Annotated in this window: 21 protein-coding genes; 18 read left to right on the plus strand and 3 right to left on the minus strand. The window is 61.8% G+C overall.

What is annotated here, in order from left to right:
- The first annotated feature begins 270 nt into the window (after positions 1–270).
- The 13 genes from nifH to ACE3PH_RS06160 all read left to right on the plus strand — a co-directional run bounded on the left by nifH (position 271) and on the right by ACE3PH_RS06160 (position 10,990).
- A complete protein-coding gene (gene nifH, locus ACE3PH_RS06100) occupies positions 271–1,149 on the plus strand; it encodes a nitrogenase iron protein (protein ID WP_374317106.1) in 879 nt (292 codons plus the stop codon).
- A 70-nt stretch (positions 1,150–1,219) separates the two neighbouring features.
- Positions 1,220–2,680, plus strand: coding sequence for a nitrogenase molybdenum-iron protein alpha chain (gene nifD / locus ACE3PH_RS06105; RefSeq protein WP_374317107.1), 1,461 nt, complete (start codon positions 1,220–1,222; stop codon positions 2,678–2,680).
- A gap of 71 nt (positions 2,681–2,751) precedes the next feature.
- Entirely contained in the window at positions 2,752–4,308 is a 1,557-nt protein-coding gene (nifK, locus tag ACE3PH_RS06110; protein WP_374317108.1) for a nitrogenase molybdenum-iron protein subunit beta, read from the plus strand.
- Between the two features lie 60 nt (positions 4,309–4,368).
- Positions 4,369–4,683, plus strand: coding sequence for a hypothetical protein (locus ACE3PH_RS06115; RefSeq protein WP_374317109.1), 315 nt, complete (start codon positions 4,369–4,371; stop codon positions 4,681–4,683).
- Positions 4,684–4,706: 23 nt separating this feature from the next.
- A complete protein-coding gene (locus ACE3PH_RS06120) occupies positions 4,707–5,216 on the plus strand; it encodes a hypothetical protein (RefSeq protein ID WP_374317110.1) in 510 nt (169 codons plus the stop codon).
- A gap of 4 nt (positions 5,217–5,220) precedes the next feature.
- Positions 5,221–5,982: a YkgJ family cysteine cluster protein gene (locus ACE3PH_RS06125; protein WP_374317111.1), complete on the plus strand. Its 762-nt coding sequence runs from the start codon at positions 5,221–5,223 to the stop codon at positions 5,980–5,982.
- Between the two features lie 178 nt (positions 5,983–6,160).
- Entirely contained in the window at positions 6,161–7,618 is a 1,458-nt protein-coding gene (gene nifE, locus ACE3PH_RS06130) for a nitrogenase iron-molybdenum cofactor biosynthesis protein NifE (RefSeq protein ID WP_374317112.1), read from the plus strand.
- Positions 7,619–7,629: 11 nt separating this feature from the next.
- On the plus strand, positions 7,630–9,066 hold the full coding sequence (gene nifN / locus ACE3PH_RS06135) for a nitrogenase iron-molybdenum cofactor biosynthesis protein NifN (protein ID WP_374317113.1): 1,437 nt from the start codon (positions 7,630–7,632) through the stop codon (positions 9,064–9,066).
- The gene (gene nifX / locus ACE3PH_RS06140; protein WP_374317114.1) at positions 9,063–9,482 is read left to right on the plus strand and encodes a nitrogen fixation protein NifX; all 420 of its coding nucleotides are present in this window, start codon (positions 9,063–9,065) and stop codon (positions 9,480–9,482) included. The genes nifN and nifX overlap by 4 nt, the downstream gene beginning before the upstream one ends.
- On the plus strand, positions 9,475–9,957 hold the full coding sequence (locus ACE3PH_RS06145; RefSeq protein WP_374317115.1) for a NifX-associated nitrogen fixation protein: 483 nt from the start codon (positions 9,475–9,477) through the stop codon (positions 9,955–9,957). The genes nifX and ACE3PH_RS06145 overlap by 8 nt, the downstream gene beginning before the upstream one ends.
- A 15-nt stretch (positions 9,958–9,972) precedes the next feature.
- Positions 9,973–10,167 (plus strand): CCE_0567 family metalloprotein, encoded by a 195-nt coding sequence (locus tag ACE3PH_RS06150; RefSeq protein ID WP_374317116.1) that lies wholly within the window; start codon positions 9,973–9,975, stop codon positions 10,165–10,167.
- Positions 10,168–10,194: 27 nt separating this feature from the next.
- A complete protein-coding gene (fdxB, locus tag ACE3PH_RS06155; protein ID WP_374317117.1) occupies positions 10,195–10,500 on the plus strand; it encodes a ferredoxin III, nif-specific in 306 nt (101 codons plus the stop codon).
- Between the two features lie 157 nt (positions 10,501–10,657).
- On the plus strand, positions 10,658–10,990 hold the full coding sequence (locus ACE3PH_RS06160) for a hypothetical protein (RefSeq protein WP_374317118.1): 333 nt from the start codon (positions 10,658–10,660) through the stop codon (positions 10,988–10,990).
- A 23-nt stretch (positions 10,991–11,013) separates the two neighbouring features.
- Here the strand turns inward: ACE3PH_RS06160 and ACE3PH_RS06165 are convergent, their stop codons facing one another.
- Positions 11,014–11,442, minus strand: a complete 429-nt coding sequence (locus ACE3PH_RS06165) for a molybdopterin-binding protein (RefSeq protein ID WP_374317119.1) — start codon at positions 11,440–11,442, stop codon at positions 11,014–11,016.
- Positions 11,443–11,688: 246 nt separating this feature from the next.
- Here ACE3PH_RS06165 and ACE3PH_RS06170 point away from each other — a divergent pair, with 246 nt between their 5' ends.
- The 5 genes from ACE3PH_RS06170 to modD are packed head-to-tail and all read left to right on the plus strand — an operon-like array spanning position 11,689 to position 16,015.
- Positions 11,689–12,519 carry a TOBE domain-containing protein gene (locus ACE3PH_RS06170; RefSeq protein WP_374317120.1) on the plus strand — a complete coding sequence of 277 codons (831 nt, stop codon included), beginning with the start codon at positions 11,689–11,691 and terminating at the stop codon, positions 12,517–12,519.
- A gap of 27 nt (positions 12,520–12,546) precedes the next feature.
- Entirely contained in the window at positions 12,547–13,323 is a 777-nt protein-coding gene (modA, locus tag ACE3PH_RS06175; protein ID WP_374317121.1) for a molybdate ABC transporter substrate-binding protein, read from the plus strand.
- The gene (gene modB / locus ACE3PH_RS06180; RefSeq protein WP_374317281.1) at positions 13,320–14,036 is read left to right on the plus strand and encodes a molybdate ABC transporter permease subunit; all 717 of its coding nucleotides are present in this window, start codon (positions 13,320–13,322) and stop codon (positions 14,034–14,036) included. The genes modA and modB overlap by 4 nt, the downstream gene beginning before the upstream one ends.
- Entirely contained in the window at positions 14,029–15,129 is a 1,101-nt protein-coding gene (modC, locus tag ACE3PH_RS06185) for a molybdenum ABC transporter ATP-binding protein (RefSeq protein WP_374317122.1), read from the plus strand. The genes modB and modC overlap by 8 nt, the downstream gene beginning before the upstream one ends.
- Positions 15,130–15,169: 40 nt before the next feature.
- Positions 15,170–16,015, plus strand: coding sequence for a ModD protein (modD, locus tag ACE3PH_RS06190; protein ID WP_374317123.1), 846 nt, complete (start codon positions 15,170–15,172; stop codon positions 16,013–16,015).
- Here the strand turns inward: modD and ACE3PH_RS06195 are convergent.
- Together ACE3PH_RS06195 and ACE3PH_RS06200 are read right to left on the minus strand one after the other, a co-directional pair.
- Positions 16,001–17,170: a GGDEF domain-containing protein gene (locus tag ACE3PH_RS06195; protein WP_374317124.1), complete on the minus strand. Its 1,170-nt coding sequence runs from the start codon at positions 17,168–17,170 to the stop codon at positions 16,001–16,003. The two genes, modD and ACE3PH_RS06195, sit on opposite strands and share 15 nt — an antisense overlap.
- A gap of 107 nt (positions 17,171–17,277) precedes the next feature.
- Positions 17,278–17,979, minus strand: coding sequence for a general secretion pathway protein GspB (locus ACE3PH_RS06200; protein ID WP_374317125.1), 702 nt, complete (start codon positions 17,977–17,979; stop codon positions 17,278–17,280).
- Positions 17,980–17,981 lie beyond the last annotated feature (2 nt).

Raw genomic sequence — 17,981 nt, forward strand, 5'->3', positions numbered from 1 at the left:
TCCTGACGCCAGTAGGGTCTTTTGTCGGCTTTCGCACAAACAAAAAAGCCCCCTATCAAAAACGAACAAAAGTGAATTTATTCAATTAAATCAATGACTTAATGATTGTGTTCTGGCTTGGCACGGCAGTTGCGGTAGGGGGAGTGCGCAGACCATGTCTGGCCAGAGGGTGACGACAGACGAAGACCGATAACGGCACCGAAGGCTCTCCAGGGTCGCGACTTCGCAACCTGCTTTCAATCCTCAGCATCATTTTTTTGGAGAACTGCTATGTCCCTCAGACAGATCGCCTTCTACGGCAAGGGTGGTATCGGCAAGTCGACCACTTCTCAAAACACGCTGGCTGCTCTGGCCGAAATGGGTCAAAAGATCCTGATCGTCGGCTGCGACCCCAAGGCTGACTCGACTCGTCTGATTCTGCACGCAAAGGCCCAGGACACCATCCTGTCGCTGGCTGCTGAAGCTGGCTCCGTGGAGGACCTGGAAATCGAAGACGTGATGAAGATCGGTTTCCGCGACATCCGCTGCGTGGAATCCGGTGGCCCGGAACCTGGCGTGGGTTGCGCTGGTCGCGGTGTGATCACCTCGATCAACTTCCTGGAAGAAAACGGTGCCTACGAAGGCGTGGACTATGTGTCCTACGACGTGCTGGGTGACGTGGTGTGCGGTGGCTTCGCCATGCCCATCCGCGAAAACAAGGCCCAGGAAATCTACATCGTGATGTCCGGCGAAATGATGGCCATGTACGCCGCCAACAACATCTCCAAGGGCATTCTGAAGTACGCCAACAGCGGTGGTGTGCGTCTGGGCGGCCTGGTCTGCAACGAGCGCAAGACCGACAAGGAATACGAACTGGCCGAGTCCCTGGCCAAGAAGCTGGGCACCCAGCTGATCCACTTCGTTCCTCGCGACAACATCGTGCAGCACGCCGAACTGCGTCGCATGACCGTGATCGAGTACGCACCGGACAGCAAGCAAGCTGGTGAATACCGCACGCTGGCCCAGAAGGTTCATGCCAACAAGGGCCAGGGCATCATCCCCACCCCCATCACCATGGACGAGCTGGAAGACCTGCTGATGGAACACGGGATCATGCAAGCCGTCGACGAGTCGCAAGTCGGCAAGTCTGCCGCTGAACTGACTGCATAAGACCACGAGGGGGGCCGGGGGCCTCCCTCTCGGAACCCCCCTCTGATGAATTCACGACCGGAGTCACACCATGAGCATGACTGTTGAAGAACGCAAGGCCACGAACAAGGCCTTGATCGATGAAGTCCTCAAGGCCTATCCCGAAAAGATGGCCAAAAAGCGCGCCAAGCACCTGGGCGTGTACGAGGAAGGCAAGCCCGATTGCGGCGTCAAGTCGAACATCAAATCCCTGCCCGGTGTGATGACCATTCGCGGTTGTGCTTATGCCGGCTCCAAGGGCGTGGTGTGGGGTCCGATCAAGGACATGATCCACATCTCTCACGGCCCCGTCGGCTGTGGCCAGTACAGCTGGGCTGCTCGTCGCAACTACTACATCGGCGTGACCGGCGTGGACACCTTCGTGACCATGCAGTTCACCTCTGACTTCCAGGAAAAGGACATCGTTTTCGGCGGCGACAAGAAGCTGGAAAAGATCGTCGACGAAATCCAGGAACTGTTCCCCCTGAACAAGGGCATCTCGGTGCAGTCCGAGTGCCCGATCGGTCTGATCGGTGACGACATCGAAGCCGTCTCCAAGAAGAAGTCCAAGGAATACGACAACCACACCATCGTGCCGGTGCGTTGCGAAGGCTTCCGTGGCGTGTCCCAATCGCTGGGCCACCACATCGCCAACGACGCCATCCGTGACTGGGTGTTCGATGGCAAGACCAAGAAGGAACGCGAATTCGAAGCGACGCCTTACGACGTGGCCATCATCGGTGACTACAACATCGGTGGCGATGCCTGGTCGAGCCGCATCCTGCTGGAAGAAATGGGCCTGCGCGTGATCGCCCAGTGGTCTGGCGACGGCACCATCGCCGAGCTGGAAAACACCCCGAAGGCCAAGCTGAACGTGCTGCACTGCTACCGTTCGATGAACTACATCAGCCGCCACATGGAAGAAAAGTACGGTATTCCATGGGTTGAGTACAACTTCTTCGGCCCGACCATGATCGAGAAGTCGCTGCGTGAAATCGCTGCCCACTTCGACGACACCATCAAGGCCAAGGCTGAGGAAGTCATCGCCAAGTACAAGCCGCTGATGCAAGCCGTCATCGACAAGTACAAGCCCCGCCTGGAAGGCAAGAAGGTCATGCTGTATGTGGGCGGTCTGCGTCCTCGTCACGTGATCGGCGCCTACGAAGACCTGGGCATGGAAGTGGTGGGTACTGGCTACGAATTCGGCCACAACGACGACTACCAGCGCACCACGCACTACATCAAGGACTCCACGCTGATCTATGACGACGTGACCGGCTACGAGTTCGAGAAGTTCGCCGAAGCGATCAAGCCTGACCTCGTCGGTTCGGGCATCAAGGAAAAGTACGTCTTCCAGAAGATGGGCGTGCCCTTCCGTCAGATGCACAGCTGGGACTACTCCGGCCCCTATCACGGCTACGACGGCTTCGCCATCTTCGCTCGTGACATGGACATGGCCATCAGCAGCCCGATCTGGGGCCTGACCAAGGCACCCTGGAAGAAGGCCGCCTGACCGAGCGAGTCCGGCCCCGGCGTTTTGCGGCGGGGCCTCTCTGAACAGATATCGTTTTTCTGGAGAGCACCATGCCTCAAAACGCCGACAAGATCATCGACCACGAACTGCTGTTCCGTGAGCCCGAGTATCAAGACCTCTTTGCCCGCAAGAAAGAGTTCGAATACAACCACGCCGACGACAAGATCAAGCAAGTCGTCGAGTGGACCAAGACCGAAGACTACAAAGAGAAGAACTTCAAGCGTGATTCTCTGGTGGTCAACCCCGCCAAGGCCTGCCAGCCGCTGGGTGCCGTCTTCGTGGCCAACGGCTTCGCCAAGACCATGTCCTTCGTGCACGGTTCGCAAGGCTGCGTCGCCTACTACCGCTCGCACTTCTCGCGTCACTTCAAGGAGCCGACCTCTTGCGTGTCGTCCTCGATGACCGAAGACGCAGCCGTGTTCGGTGGCCTGAACAACATGATTGACGGCCTGGCCAACACCTACAACCTCTACAAGCCCGACATGATCGCCGTGTCGACGACTTGCATGGCCGAGGTGATCGGTGACGACCTGGACGCCTTCATCAAGAACTCCAAGCAAAAGGGCTCCGTGCCTGCCGAGTTCGACGTGCCGTTCGCACACACCCCGGCTTTCGTCGGCAGCCACATCACCGGCTACGACAACGCGCTGCTGGGCATCCTCAAGCACTTCTGGGATGGCAAGGCCGGTGCGAGCACGCCTCTGACCCGCGTGCCGGATGACTCGATCAACTTCATCGGTGGCTTCGACGGCTTCGTCGTGGGCAACATGAAGGAAATCAAGCGCATCTTCGACCTGTTCGGCGTCACCTACAACATCATCTGCGATCCGTCCGAAGTGTGGAACACCCCCACCGATGGCGAGTTCCGCATGTATGAAGGCGGCACCACCAAGGAAACCGTCGAGAAGGCTCTGAACGCCAAGGCCACCATCGTCTTCCAGGAATACTCTTGCGAGAAGACCGCGAAGTACATCAAGGAAAAGGGCCAGGAAGTGGTCGTGCTCAACAGCCCGATCGGCGTGGCTGGCACCGATGCCTTCCTGATGGAGCTGTCGCGTCTGACCGGCAAGCCGGTTCCTGCCGAACTGGAAAAGGAACGTGGTCAGCTGGTTGATGCCATGGCTGACAGCCAGGCTCACCTGCACGGCAAGCGCTTTGCCATGTACGGCGACCCCGACATGATGCTGGGCCTGACCCAGTTCCTGCTGGAAATCGGTGCCGAGCCTGCTCACATTCTGGCCACCAACGGTGACAACGATTGGGCAGCCAAGGTGCAGTCGGTGCTGGATGCCTCGCCTTACGGCAAGGCTGGCAAGGCCTATCCGAAGCGTGACCTGTGGCACATGCGCTCGCTGTTGCACACGGAGCCGGTGGACTTCCTGATCGGCAACACCTATGGCAAGTACCTCGAGCGTGACACGGGCACCCCGCTGATCCGCATGGTCTTCCCGATCTTCGATCGCCACCACTACCACCGTTACCCCATCTGGGGCTACGAAGGCGGCCTGCGCGTGCTGGTCTCCTTCCTGGACGAGTACTTCGAAACCCTGGATGCCAACACGATCATTCCGGGCAAGACCGACTACTCGTACGACATCATCCGCTGATGCGGACCACAAGGCCGGGGCAAGGTGCTCCGGCCTTTTTCGCTTGGTGAGGATCACATCATGGGCGTGTACGTCAAGAGCACTGAAGATGGCCGCAAGGTCGAAGTGATCGATGGCTGGCTGTGTCTCGCTGGCCACCGCGAAACCGATACCCTGGTTCCACTGATCGAACACCCGAACCGGCAGGCGATTGCCCGTGCCGTGCCGGGCGCGACCCACATGGGTGGGCGCATTCCTTTGCGGCATGACGAGGCAGCCGTGGCGCAAGGTGCGATGGACGAGGCTCGCCGCAACTTTGAAAACGATCCGGTGGCCATCCAGGAACGATTCCGTCGCCTGGTGTGGGCCAAGGCTTCGGCCGACGGCGTGGAGTGAACCCGATCTGACAGGGGGCAACGATGATCTATGTCGTGGAAGTGCCGCATGAGGGTGACCCTCATGCCTGGTTCGCCTTCGATGGCGAAGACCTGTTCAACAAGGTCATCGTGCATGACAGCCTGGAGCCCTGGGAGGTGCACGATGTGTCGACCCCCCGCGAGCTGATGGAACTGGTCGGTCACCTGCCTGGTACGGAAGAGGCCGAGCAGGAGTTTCCCGGCATCTGCACGCTCGCGCGTGAATATGGGTGGGACACACCGCTTTACCGGGCTGACCATGTGCTTGAGCGTGGAGCCTATCAGCCAGACCCTGTGAGCGTGGAGGATGCCTGTGCGGCGGCCTTGCGCCAGCGTGTGGGTGAATCTGCCGCGCAGGGTCCATTGAAAGCCGTGCGCATTTTCTGGAGTGACCCGGAAGCGGTGCTGGCGACCGAAGGCAGCGAGCCGCTGTTCTTCGAGCAGAACAACTGGCGCGCCTTGTACGCCTTGCGCGAGCAATTGCTGGCGCTGGATGTCCTGGCCGAGAACTGAGCCGATGCACAGCGCCACCACTGGGCAGGACGGTCTGTCTGCCATCACCTTTTTCAAGGGCTTGAGCGAGGACTATGGCCGTGCCATGGCCCAGTTGCAGGGCAAGGGCATGTTGCTTGATGCCGTGCTGCAACTGGCCTGTGACAGCTTTGATACCAATGTCAGCGCACAGACGGCCAAGCTGCCAGCGCTGGACTGCCACAAGGGGTGCGCGACCTGCTGCACCTTGCGCGTGACAGCCACGGCCCCCGAGGTGCTGATGGTGGCGCGCTTCATCCGCGCGCTGGACCCGGCGCTACAGGCCCGCGGCATCGACCTGCCGGGCCAGGTCGCTCGGGCCGATCAGCTCACCCATGGTCTTGCTGAAACGGCTCGCGTGGCCGCGCGTCAGCGTTGCCCTTTCATCGCCCAGGGCGTCTGTGTCATCTACCAGGTCCGGCCGTTGGCTTGCCGCGGGCTGGCGTCCTACGACAAGCGGGCATGTGCCCAGGCGGCGGCCGGGCAGATCGACGCCATTCCGTATTCCGAACCGCACATGCAGGTCCGCAGCCTGGTGCAGAACGCCATGCAGTCGGCCATGCGCGATGCTGGTCTGGCCTGGGGCAACTACGAGCTCAATCAGGCCTTGACCATGGCCTTGAATGAGCCCTCGCTGGAGGCGCGGTGGCTGGCTGGCGAAGACGTGTTTGCGGCAGCCCAGGTCAGCGAGGTGGACCCGGCTGACATGGCGTCTACCTTCGACGCCATCAAGCAGGCTGCCTACTGACCTGGCGGGCCGAGAGGCCTTGGCATGTTCCCGACAGCGGCTTGTCGGGTTTGCGACCAGCCTTCTGATGTGGTGTGTCGGATACCGGTTGGTTGGATGCTAAGTCATTGATTTCAGGTTGATTTCAGGCTGGCACCGTTTGTGCAATGCACAGCTTAACCCCCCACCGGAGCCGACCATGTCAGCATCGCTCAAGCAGAAGATCGCCGAAGTCTTTGACGAACCGGGATGCGACAAGAACCAGGGCAAAAGCGAGAAAGAGCGCAAGAAGGGTTGCACCAAGCAGCTCTCTCCTGGCGCGGCGGCGGGTGGCTGCGCCTTTGACGGCGCCAAGATCGCCTTGCAGCCCATCGTGGATGTGGCTCACCTGGTTCATGGCCCCATCGCCTGCGAAGGCAACTCCTGGGACAACCGCCACAGCGCCTCGTCCGGCTCGCAGATCTACCGCACCGGCTTCACCACCGACATCAACGAGCTCGATGTGATCTACGGTGGCGAAAAGCGCCTGTTCAAGTCCATCCGCGAGATCCTCGACAAGCACAACCCGCCGGCCATCTTCGTCTACCAGACCTGCGTGACGGCGCTCATCGGTGATGACATCGAAGCCGTGTGCAAGCGTGCCACCGAAAAGTTCGGCAAGCCGGTCATTCCCGTCAACAGCCCGGGCTTTGCCGGCCCGAAGAACCTGGGCAACAAGCTCGGTGGCGAGGCGTTGCTGGACTATGTGATCGGCACCGAAGAGCCCGAATACACCACGCCCTACGACATCAACATCATTGGCGAGTACAACCTGTCGGGCGAACTCTGGCAGATCAAGCCCTTGCTCGATGCGCTGGGCATCCGCATCCTGTCGTGCATCTCGGGCGATGGCCGCTATCACGATGTGGCCAGCAGCCATCGGGCACAGGTCAACATGATGGTGTGCTCCAAGTCGATGATCAACATCGCCACGCGCATGCAGCAGAAGTGGGGCATTCCTTACTTCGAGGGCTCGTTCTACGGCATTGGCGACATGAGCGACACGCTGCGCCAGATTGCGCGCCTGCTGGTGCAGCGCGGCGTCGGGGAGGACCTGCTGGACCGCACCGAGCGCCTCATCGAGGTGGAAGAGGCACGTGCCTGGCAGCGCCTGAGTGCTTACAAGGAGCGCCTCAAGGGCAAGCGGGTGTTGTTGATCACCGGCGGTGTGAAGTCCTGGTCGGTGGTCTCGGCTCTCCAGGAAGTGGGCATGGAGATCGTTGGCACCTCGGTCAAGAAGTCGACCAAGGAAGACAAGGACAAGATCAAGGAGATCATGGGGGATGACGCCCACATGATCGACGACATGACGCCGCGTCAGATGTACGACATGCTGCGCGATGCGCGTGCCGACATCATGCTGTCCGGTGGGCGTTCGCAGTTCATCGCGCTCAAGGCCCGTATGCCCTGGCTGGACATCAACCAGGAACGTCACCATGCCTATGCAGGCTACGAAGGCATGGTCGAACTGGTCGACGAAATCGACAAGGCCTTGTCCAACCCCGTCTGGCAGCAGGTGCGCATTCCTGCCCCATGGGATGAGGTTGATGCAGGCATGCTGCCGGCCGAGCCCTTTGTGCGTCCCGAGACAGCCGGCTCCTCGGCTGCCCACGTCTGAGGAGGCCCGGCATGGCACAGGTCGTCGACTCGAAGAAAGCGTGCGCGGTCAACCCGCTGAAGATGAGCCAGCCTCTGGGCGCCAGCTATGCCTTCATGGGGCTGGACCGCTGCATGCCAGTGATGCATGGCTCGCAGGGCTGCACCTCGTTTGGGCTGGTGTTGCTGGTGAGGCACTTCAAGGAAGCCATCCCGCTGCAGACCACGGCCATGAACGAGGTCACCACCATCCTGGGTGGCTTTGAGAATGTTGAAAAGGCCCTGCTCAACATCAAGCAGCGAGCCAAGCCATCGGTCATTGCCATCTGCTCCACCGGGCTGACCGAGACCAAGGGTGACGACGTTGAGGGCTATCTGGAGCTGGTTCGCCAACGCCAGCCCAGCCTGGACGACACCGCACTGGTCTATGTCTCCACGCCTGACTATGTGGGTGCGTTCGAAGACGGCTTTGCCAAGGCGGTGAAGGCCATCATTGACGCTGTGGTCGAGCAGCAGGATGCCAGCAACGGCTTTGCCACGGTCGCGCGTGACACGCAGCAGGTGAACGTGCTGGCGGGCAGTCAGCTCACGCCCGGCGACATCGACGAAATCAAGGACATCATCGAGTCCTTCGGCCTCAAAGCCATCGTGCTGCCTGATGTGTCCCGTTCACTCGACGGGCACATCCCGGAAGATTGGCGTGGCACGACCCTGGGCGGCACCACGCTCGACGAGATTCGCCGCATGGGGAACTCGGTGGCGACCCTGGCGATCGGCGAGCAGATGCGCGCTGCGGCGCTGTCGCTCAACGAGCGTGCGGGGGTGCCGCTGCATGTGTTCGACCGCCTGACCGGCCTGGCTGCCAACGACCGTTTCCTGACCACCTTGTCTCAAATCAGCGGCCAGCCTGTGCCGGCGCGCTACCGGCGTCAGCGCAGCCAGTTGCTGGACGCCATGCTCGATGCCCACTTCTATCTGGGCAACCTCAAGGTGGCCATCGGTGCAGAGCCGGATCTGTTGTACGCCGCTGGCATGACCTTGCATGAGCTGGGCGCCAAGCTGGTGAGCTGCGTCACCACCACGCACTCCAAGGTGCTTGAGCTGTTGCCGGTGGAGCAGGTGCTCGTAGGGGACCTGGAAGACCTGGAAGCCGCCGCCAAGGACTGCGACGTGATGATCACCCACTCGCATGGCCGGCAGGCGGCCGAGCGGCTGGACAAGCCCTTCCTGCGCCTGGGCTTTCCCATCTTCGACCGCATCGGTAACTCGCACCGGGTGATGGTGGGCTACCGCGGCACGCGTCAGTTCATCTTCGATGTCGCCAACCTGATGATGGCCCACATCCCCCATGCCGGCCCGGATCACTGGCCCTTGCCCGAGGCGGCTCAGCGTGTGGCGCAGCCCGCGGCGGTGACGCTGCCCTGGCCGGCCAGCCGTTCCCCTGTTTCAACCAATGGAGTCGCACCATGAAAGTGGCTTTCAGTACCCAGGACAAGCAGCGCGTTGACGCGCACTTCGGTTGGGCCAAGAACCTCTCGGTGTACGAAGTGACGCCGGAGGGGTACAGCTTTGTCGAGAACTTCGAGTTCGGCGGCAAGCTGGAAGAAGACGGTGACGAGGACAAGCTCGCCCCCAAGCTCGAGGCCATCAAGGACTGCGCGATCTTGTATGTCGCGGCCATCGGTGGCTCGGCGGCTGCCCGCGTGGTCGCCGTGAAGATCCACCCGATCAAGGTGGCTCAGCCCGAACCCATTCTCGACATCCTGGAAAAGCTCCAGGACGTGCTCAAGGGCACACCTCCCCCCTGGCTGCGCAAAGCCTTGCTGAAAGGCCAGGAGACCCCCGCCCACAACTTTGAAGACGAAGACGAGGTCAACCATGGCTGAAGCCGCCACCCTGGACGCCCCCACCGACGAGGCCTTGATGGCCACGACATTCGTGCGTGAACTGGTCAAGATGCTGCGTGCCCAGGACACCCACGGGACCTGGGAAGGCAAGTCGGATCGGCAATTGCTCGACCCCTACATCCTCACCGCCGAACAACGCCGCGAGATTCCCATCATCGGTGACCCGGATCCCGAGATCCTGTGGCGGCTCGAGTTGTTCTACAACGCCATTGGCGTGGCCATTGAGCGTGAGACTGGCAACATGGTCTCGCCCATGATGAAGATGAGCCACGAAGGCTTTGGCCGCATCGTGTTGATCGCAGGTCGCCTGGTGGTCGTCAACAAGCAGTTGCGTGATGTGCATCGCTTCGGTTTTGCTTCGCTGGCCAAGCTCGCAGAGCAGGGCGGCAAGTTCCTGACCGATGGTGTCGAGATGATCCGCAAGTACCCCGATGTGGCCAATTACGGAGCCTGAGCGCTGGAGCCCACCATGGACGCCGAAGAACTGAAGACCCAACTCAAGAAACTCAACGCCAAGGCCACGCAGGCCAAGATGGACCTGCATGACCTGTCTGAAGAGCTGCCGACCAACTGGGAAAAGATCCTGGAAGTGGCGCAGCGTTGTCACGATGCCCACGCTGCGCTGATGGAGGCCCGCAAGGCCGCCGCAGCGGCCAGCGCCTGAGGCTGACCACTGTCAGGGAGTGCCGTCATGAGCCACTTTTCCGTCACGATGCCCAGCGGTGCCAGCTGGGAACCCAATTTTGTTCAGAACATCAACGAAAACACCTGCATTGGTTGTGGTCGCTGCTTCAAGGTGTGCCCGCGTGGTGTGCTGGAGCTGGTCGGCCTCAATGATGAAGGCGAGCGGGTCGGCCTTGACCCTGATGGTGACGATGACGAGGAATACGAAAAGAAGGTGATGACCATTGCGCACCAGGAGTTGTGCATTGGCTGCACCGCCTGCTCGAAGATCTGTCCCAAGAAGTGCTACACCCACGCACCGGCCACGGTGTGATGTAAGCTAGTCGGGCGGGTAGCGTTCTGCTGCCCGCCACCTCCCTTTTTTTCATTTGTCTTTCACAGGTGATCAGATGCGCGGACCGTTGTATATCTCAGAATATAGCGATAAGGCCATCAAGCGAGCCAAACGGGCGACCCACTTGGGGCGAGAGGTGGACTGGTCGGAGCGTTTGCCGGTGGTCTGGCGTGCGCTGGCCATCGGGCCGTTGTGGATCGATGTGCACCGCGACCTCGAGTTGGCTTCAGAGCGCTGGGTGGGCTACGACGAGGAGGACGATGCCTGCTACTGCCGATACCGCTTCCGGGTGGAGGGCGGTGTGCGCGATGGCATGACGGGGGAGTCCAATGACGGGGGCTACAGCGAAGACCTGGCGGCCTGGCGCATGCGCGATGGCCGCTGGCTGATCCACCGCATCATCATGTGCCAGCGTCCGGCCATCACGTCATATGGCTTTTATGCCTTCAGCGAGAGGATGCCCAGATGAGCACCTCCCGTGCTTGGTTCATCTCAGGCAGGAATGGCCAGGATCACGTGCGAGGCCTTGATGACCGCGCAGGCATCCTTGCCCACGCTCAGCCCCAGCTCGGCCACCGCTTCGTTGGTGACCACGGCGAACACCTCGGTGCCGCCAGGCAGGGTCACACCGACCTCGGTGTTGACCGAGCCCTTGGACAAGGTCGACACCTTGCCGGCGAGCTGATTGCGGGCGCTGAACTTCAGACCGCTGTCGCTGGTGGCCAGCATCACCCAGGGGGCCTTGACCAAGGCCACCACGTCCTTGCCGACAGTCAGGCCGAGCGATTGCACCCCGCCGACGGTCACGATGGCCACCAGCGTGTCGCCTCCTGCGGTCTTGACCAGGACCTCGGAGTTCACCGCTCCCGGGTGGATGGCCGAAACGGTGCCCTGAAACACATTGCGCGCACTGACTTTCATGAGAACTCCTTCAATGAGGTTGACAGCGATCACGTGCTGGCACAACGATTGCGTTATATCTTTTCATATACGACAAAAGTGATGCAGCCAGGCCAGTCTAGGTGCTTCACTTGTGAAGTTGCCATCCATAACTGATTGATTTGATCTTGTTTTTTTGGTGCGAGCTGGCCCTTTTTTGGTCACGTACACGCACGACCAACATGGCGCTATGTCGCATTTGCAACAACGAAAGCCTTGCTGCCCTACATGACTGATTCTCGCTCTTCCCATACCCCGCGCCTGGTCTCCAAACTGGAGGTGTCGACGGATCTGGGTACCTTCCTGGGCGACACCCGTATTCGGCTGCTGGAAGCCATCGACCAGTATGGGTCGATCTCGCAGGCAGCCAAGCATGTGCCGCTGTCCTACAAGGCAGCTTGGGATGCGGTGGATGCGATGAACAACCTGGCCGATCAACCGCTGGTGGAGCGCAGCACGGGCGGCAAGCACGGCGGGGGCACGGCGCTGACCGAGCACGGGCGCAAGGTGATTGCGCTGTATCGGGCTGTCGAGGCCGAGTACCAGGCTGCGCTTGATCGCCTCATGAGCCAGTGGTCCGACATGGACTCGGGCAACGTGCGTTCGTTCCAGCAACTGCTGCGGCGCATGGCCATGCGTACCACGGCGCGCAACCAGTTTGTCTGCACCGTCAGCGGTTTGCGCGAAGGGGAAGTCGACTACGAGGTCTTCCTGCGCCTGGACAACCACAACGAACTGGTGGCGGTCATCACCCGCGACTCGGCCGAGCAACTCGGCATCACCATCGGCACCGAAGTGGTGGCGCTGGTGAAGGCCTCGGCCGTGCTGCTGATGACCGATGCCAGCTTGCGCACCAGCGCCCGCAATCACCTGTGGGGCACGGTGCAGCGGGTGGTGGATGGGCCAGTCAATGCCGAGGTCACGCTGGACCTGGGGGCTGGCAAAACAGTGACCGCCGTGGTGACACGCGAATCCGTGGTGTCGCTGGGGGTAGAGATCGGGCAGCGTGCCTGCGCGGTCTTCAAGTCTTCCAGTGTGATTTTGTCGATACTGGGCTGAATGGCCCGTTTTCATAAGGAGTTTCAGATGAATTCGAGTCGTCGTACCAGCCTGGCCTGGGTGATCAAGGCGTCTGCCGCCTGTGTGCTGTCCAGCCTCGCGTGGGCTGCTCAGGCTGCGGATGTGCAAGTGGCCGTGGCAGCCAACTTCGCGGGTCCGTTCCAGAAACTGGCCGCCGAGTTCGCGACCGAGACAGGCCATCACGCCATCATCGTCACCGGGTCGACCGGCAAGTTCTACACCCAGATCAAGTCGGGTGCACCGTTTGAAGTGCTGCTGGCCGCAGACGATGAAACGCCCAAGAAACTGGCCGAAGAAGGCCTGGCCGTGAAGGGGCAGGAGTTCACCTACGCCAAGGGCAAGCTGGTGCTGTGGAGCGCCAAACCCGGGTTTGTCGATGGCAAGGGCGAGGTACTGAGCAAGGGCCAATTCGAGCATCTGGCCGTGGCCAACCCCAAGCTGGCACCTTATGGCGCAGCCGGCATGGAGACCCTCAAGGCCCTGAAGCTCAGCGAGGCCCTGGCCAGCAAGATCGTGCAGGGCGACAACATCGGCCAGACACAGCAGTTTGTGGCCACCGGCAACGCCGAGCTGGGCTTTGTAGCCCTGTCTCAGGTCGCTCCGCCGGACAAGCCTTTTGTCGGTTCGATGTGGGTGGTGCCCTCCCAGTACTACACCCCCATCCTGCAGGATGCTGCCTTGCTGACCAAGGGTGAGGCCAATCCGGCTGCTGCTGCATTGTTGAAGTTCCTCAAGGGGGACAAGGCCAAGGCCATCATCAAGTCGTACGGATACGAGCTCTGATGCTGGATGCGCAGGACCTGCTCGCGCTGAAGCTGACAGCCGAGCTGGCGTTGTTCACGACGCTGTTGTTGTTGTTGATCGGGACTCCGATTGCGTGGTGGCTGGCTCGTACCACCTCACGCATGAAGGGGGCGGTGGCTGCCGTGGTGGCCTTGCCCCTGGTCCTGCCGCCCACGGTGATCGGTTTTTACCTGTTGCTGCTGATGGGCCCGAACGGGCCTGTCGGCAAGCTCACCCAGGCCATGGGGCTGGGCTTGCTGCCCTTCACGTTTGCCGGTCTGGTGGTGGCCTCGGTGCTGCATTCCTTTCCCTTTGTGGTGCAGCCTTTGCAGCAGGCGTTTGAAGCCTTTGGTGCCCGCCCCATGGAAGTGGCCGCAACCTTGCGCGCCAGCCCCTGGGATCGTTTCATGACCGTGGCTTTGCCTCTGGCACGCCCGGGCTTTCTGACGGCGGGTGTCCTGGGCTTTGCCCACACGGTGGGTGAGTTCGGTGTGGTGCTGATGATCGGGGGCAACATCCCGGGGGCCACGCAGGTGTTGTCCGTGGCTTTGTACGGGCATGTGGAAGCGATGGATTACGACAAGGCCAATGTGCTGGCTGGGGGCATGGTGGCCTTTGGCTTCCTGGTGATGCTGGCCTTGTATGCGCTGGGTGGTCAGGTGGGTGGGCGTCCGGCTGCCCAGCGCAGCCGTTCCGGAGAGTCTCATGTCTGAAGTGCAGGCTGACCTTCAGCTGGATTACCCAGGTTTTGCCCTGAACGTGTCCCTGCGTTTGCCAGGCAAGGGGGTGAGTGTGCTGCTGGGCCCGTCGGGCTGTGGCAAGACCACCATCTTGCGGGCTCTGGCAGGGCTGGAGCGTCCTCGCGGGCGCGTGTCACTCAATGGCTCGGTCTGGCAGGACGATGCGGCACAGGCAGCCTTTGTGCCGACGCACCGCCGAGCCATCGGCTATGTGTTTCAGGAAGCCAGCCTGTTTCCGCATTTGAGCGTGCGGTCCAACCTGGAGTATGGCCGCCGCCGCATCCCCGAGTCGGAGCGCCGGGTCGGCATGGATGAGGCGGTTGAACTGCTGGGCATCGGGCACTTGCTGGACAGGCGTCCGGATCGCCTGTCTGGTGGCGAGCGCCAGCGGGTCGCCATTGCCCGCGCGCTGCTGACCAGCCCTCGGCTCTTGTTGATGGACGAGCCCTTGTCTGCGCTGGATCCGGCGCGCAAGGCGGAAATCCTGCCTTATCTGGAGCGGCTCAACCGCAGCCTGGGCTTGCCCATGGTCTATGTGACCCACTCGCATGAGGAGGCCGCTCGTCTGGCCGATCACCTGGTGCTGATGCAGTCTGGGCAGGTTGTGGCCAGTGGCCCGGCAGCCGAATTGATGGCCCGACTCGATTTGCCCCTGAGTCATGCCGATGACGCCGCGGCGCTGATTCAGGCGCGGGTGGTCGAGCATGACCCGGTCTATGGTCAGACGAGGCTGGATCTGGCCGGGCAGTCGCTGTGGGTAGGGGCCAGCGACGCCCTTGAGGGGGACACCGTACGGGCCCGGGTGCTGGCGCGCGACGTCAGTGTTGTGCTGGCGCGCCCGGTGGGCAGCAGCATCGTCAACATCCTGCCGGCGCAGATCGAGGCCTTGCGTGACGATGGGCCTGACACGGTGACCCTGCAGTTGCGCATTGACAAGACGGTGTCTGCGCGCGGAGAGTCACCTCTGCTGCTGGCGCGCATCACCCGACGGTCTTGTGATGCGCTGCGTCTGCGTCCGGGGGGAGCCCTGTTCGCCCAGATCAAAGGTGTGGCTTTGATGGGGTGAGATGATGGGCGCCTGCCCTGGTTCATCTGGAGAGTGCCTCATGTACCAACGTCTGCCCGATACGGTTTTGCTCGAGTGGTTGAAGGAGGACGCCCCTTATGGCGATCTGACTACCCAGACGCTGTCGCTTGGCAAGGTGTCTGGCCACATTGTGTTTGCCGCGCGCCAGCCCATGACGGTGTGTGGAGCGGAAGAGGCCGTGCGTTTGTTCGAGTTGTGTGGCGCCTCGGCGCGAATCGGTGCACCTTCAGGCCGGCATGTGCTGGCGGGGGGCGAGTTGCTGTTCGCTCAGGGGCCGGCTCCGGCCTTGCTGTTGGCCTGGAAGGTGGCCCAGACCATGATGGAGCTGGCCAGTGGCATCGCCAGTGAAGTGGCGCGCATCGTGACCGAGTTGCGTGCAGCCGGGCACCAGTTGCCGCTGGCCTGCACGCGCAAGACGTTTCCCGGTACCCGGTCCCTCATGGTCAAGGCCGTGCTGTCGGGGGGCGGTGTGATGCACCGCCTTGGTCTGTCTGACAGCCTGTTGCTGTTTCCCGAGCACCGCATCTTTGTCGATGCCGACATGGACGACATGGTCGGGCGCTTGCGTCGGGCCCAGCCCGAAAAGCGGTTGGTGGTGGAGGTCACAACCCTGGAAGAGGCCTTGACACTGGCGGCTTCCGGCGCCGAGGTGTTGCAACTCGAGCGCTTTTCGCCGGATGCCGTTCGGCAATGCAAGACGACCCTGCATGCCAGCCATCTGCACCCCTTGCTGGCTGTGGCGGGCGGGGTCAATGCGTCCAACGCCGTGGCTTACGCTGAAGCGGGTGCCGATATCCTGGTGTCGTCGGCGCCGTACCACGCCCAGCCCAAGGATGTTGAAGTCCGGTTCTCACGCGATCTTTGAGTCGTTGGCAGCGGTGCGGGCTGCTTCCACCCGGTTGCGGCCATTGGCTTTGGCCAGATACAAGGCCTCATCGGCCATGCGGACGAGATCGGATGGCCGATCATCCTGCCCCGGCACCAGCGTGGCCACACCAATGCTGCAACGCAGGTGCAGGTCGGATCCACCCTGCACCAGCTCTGTGCTGGACAGGCGGGCATTCATTCGGTGGGCAACCTGCAGGCCGCCTTCCAGATCGGTGCCCGGCATCAGCACGATGAACTCTTCGCCACCATAGCGAGCGACCAGATCGGTCGGGCGCATCACCTCACGCTGGAAGATGTGGGCTGCATCCTGCAGACAACGGTCTCCCACGAGGTGGCCGTGGCTGTCGTTGATGCGCTTGAAGTGATCCAGATCGATCAAGGCCAGGGTGAGGGGGGCATTTTGTCGACGGGCATCAGCCCAGGCCATCGCGTACCGTTGGTCGAAGCACAGCCGGTTCGGAATCTGGGTCAGCGCATCGGTCAGGCTCAGGCTTTCAAGTTGGCGTGCACGTTCTTCTGCCAGGTAGCGGGCATGAAGGCCGCTGATGTAGTCGTTGCGAACCACGCGACCAGCGCCGATCACGTAGGCACCGAAGGCCACGCACAAGATGGCCAGCACGATGTGCCCCTGTCCGCGGACGAACAGGGCTGTGGCGACAAACGGCAGGATGCCGCTTGCCGTGAAGGCGATGGACAAGACCTCGTCCAGCGAGAGTGACACCGTCGCCCCGATGAGCAGTGCGACACCCACCACGATGAGCAGCAGGCTCAGGGGGGCCATGGGGGGCCAGGCCAATGACACGGATGTGGCGATGCTCCAGACCAGGATGTGGGCACAGGCCAGCAGCCTGAATTGCAGGAAGGTCTGATCCAGTGGATGGAAGGCGGTGCGTTCCAGACGCATGCCCAGCCATCTGCGCCACCCGGCGATCAGGGTCAGGGGTATGAGAAAAATGGCGGTGACCAGGGGTTCGCGCCAGAAGAAGTGATCGATCTGGGCGATCAACAGCCAGAGCAGAGGGTAGAGCAACACCGCAGCGTGAACCCGCTCACCCATGTCGCGCAGTACATGCTGGCGGATGTGGTGCTCGTTGGCAAACAGCGTGCGTGAGGGCGTGACAGCGTCTGGCATGAGATCCACGGGCCCATCAGATGGCCCCAGTTCAAGATCACTACTGATCTGCTTCTCAGCTTACGCGCTTGCTCTGGCCGCTGTCGAATACATTGTTATGCCTATGGCTAATAAGACACGCTGTAGCGGTGGCCCTTGAAATTGAACACGGCGGATTTCAAACGGATCGACTCGAGCACCAGATCGTCTGCAGGCTTGTCTCCCTCGTGGAAAACCTGGCTGTTGATGATCAGCATGCGGTTGGCAGGCACGTCTGAATACATGGCTCCGCCAATGACCAGGGTCGGCAGGCTGCGCCGGATCGCTTCTGGCAACTCATTGGCTGACCCGAGGCGATCTGCAGCTGATGATGTGGCGACGGTGGAAGCGGGGGGCGCGGACGGGCGGCTCGCAGGGCGAGCTTCCTCCGGAGGTGGTCGGGTGCCCGGTGCTGCGTCCGGCTGAGGTCGCCGCGCCGGGCCCATGGGGGCGTGGGCTTCCGTCTGATCCGGTGGGGTCATTCGGGGCATCGGCGCCACCTGCTGCGGTGGCGTGGGCGGGGTGTCTGGTGTGGCTTGGGCCATGACCTGAGCTGGCTGGCTGGAAGCAGGCGGCGACCCCGCAGGCACCACCCACCAGATCAGTCCACCGAGCAGCAAGGCCGTCGCCGTGGCAGCAGCCCAAAGCAAGGTGGCGTGGCTGCCCCGTGCGGGTGGTCCATCGCGATGGCGAGCCGAGGGTGTTGCCTGGGTTGGCGAAAACACGCCGGGGACGCTGTGCTGCTCTCGCTGGGATTCGGCTTTGCGCAGGGCTTCCAGGATGTATGACATGG

Origin of the sequence: Aquabacterium sp., from assembly GCF_041909175.1 — a bacterium.
Classification (GTDB): domain Bacteria; phylum Pseudomonadota; class Gammaproteobacteria; order Burkholderiales; family Burkholderiaceae_C; genus Aquabacterium.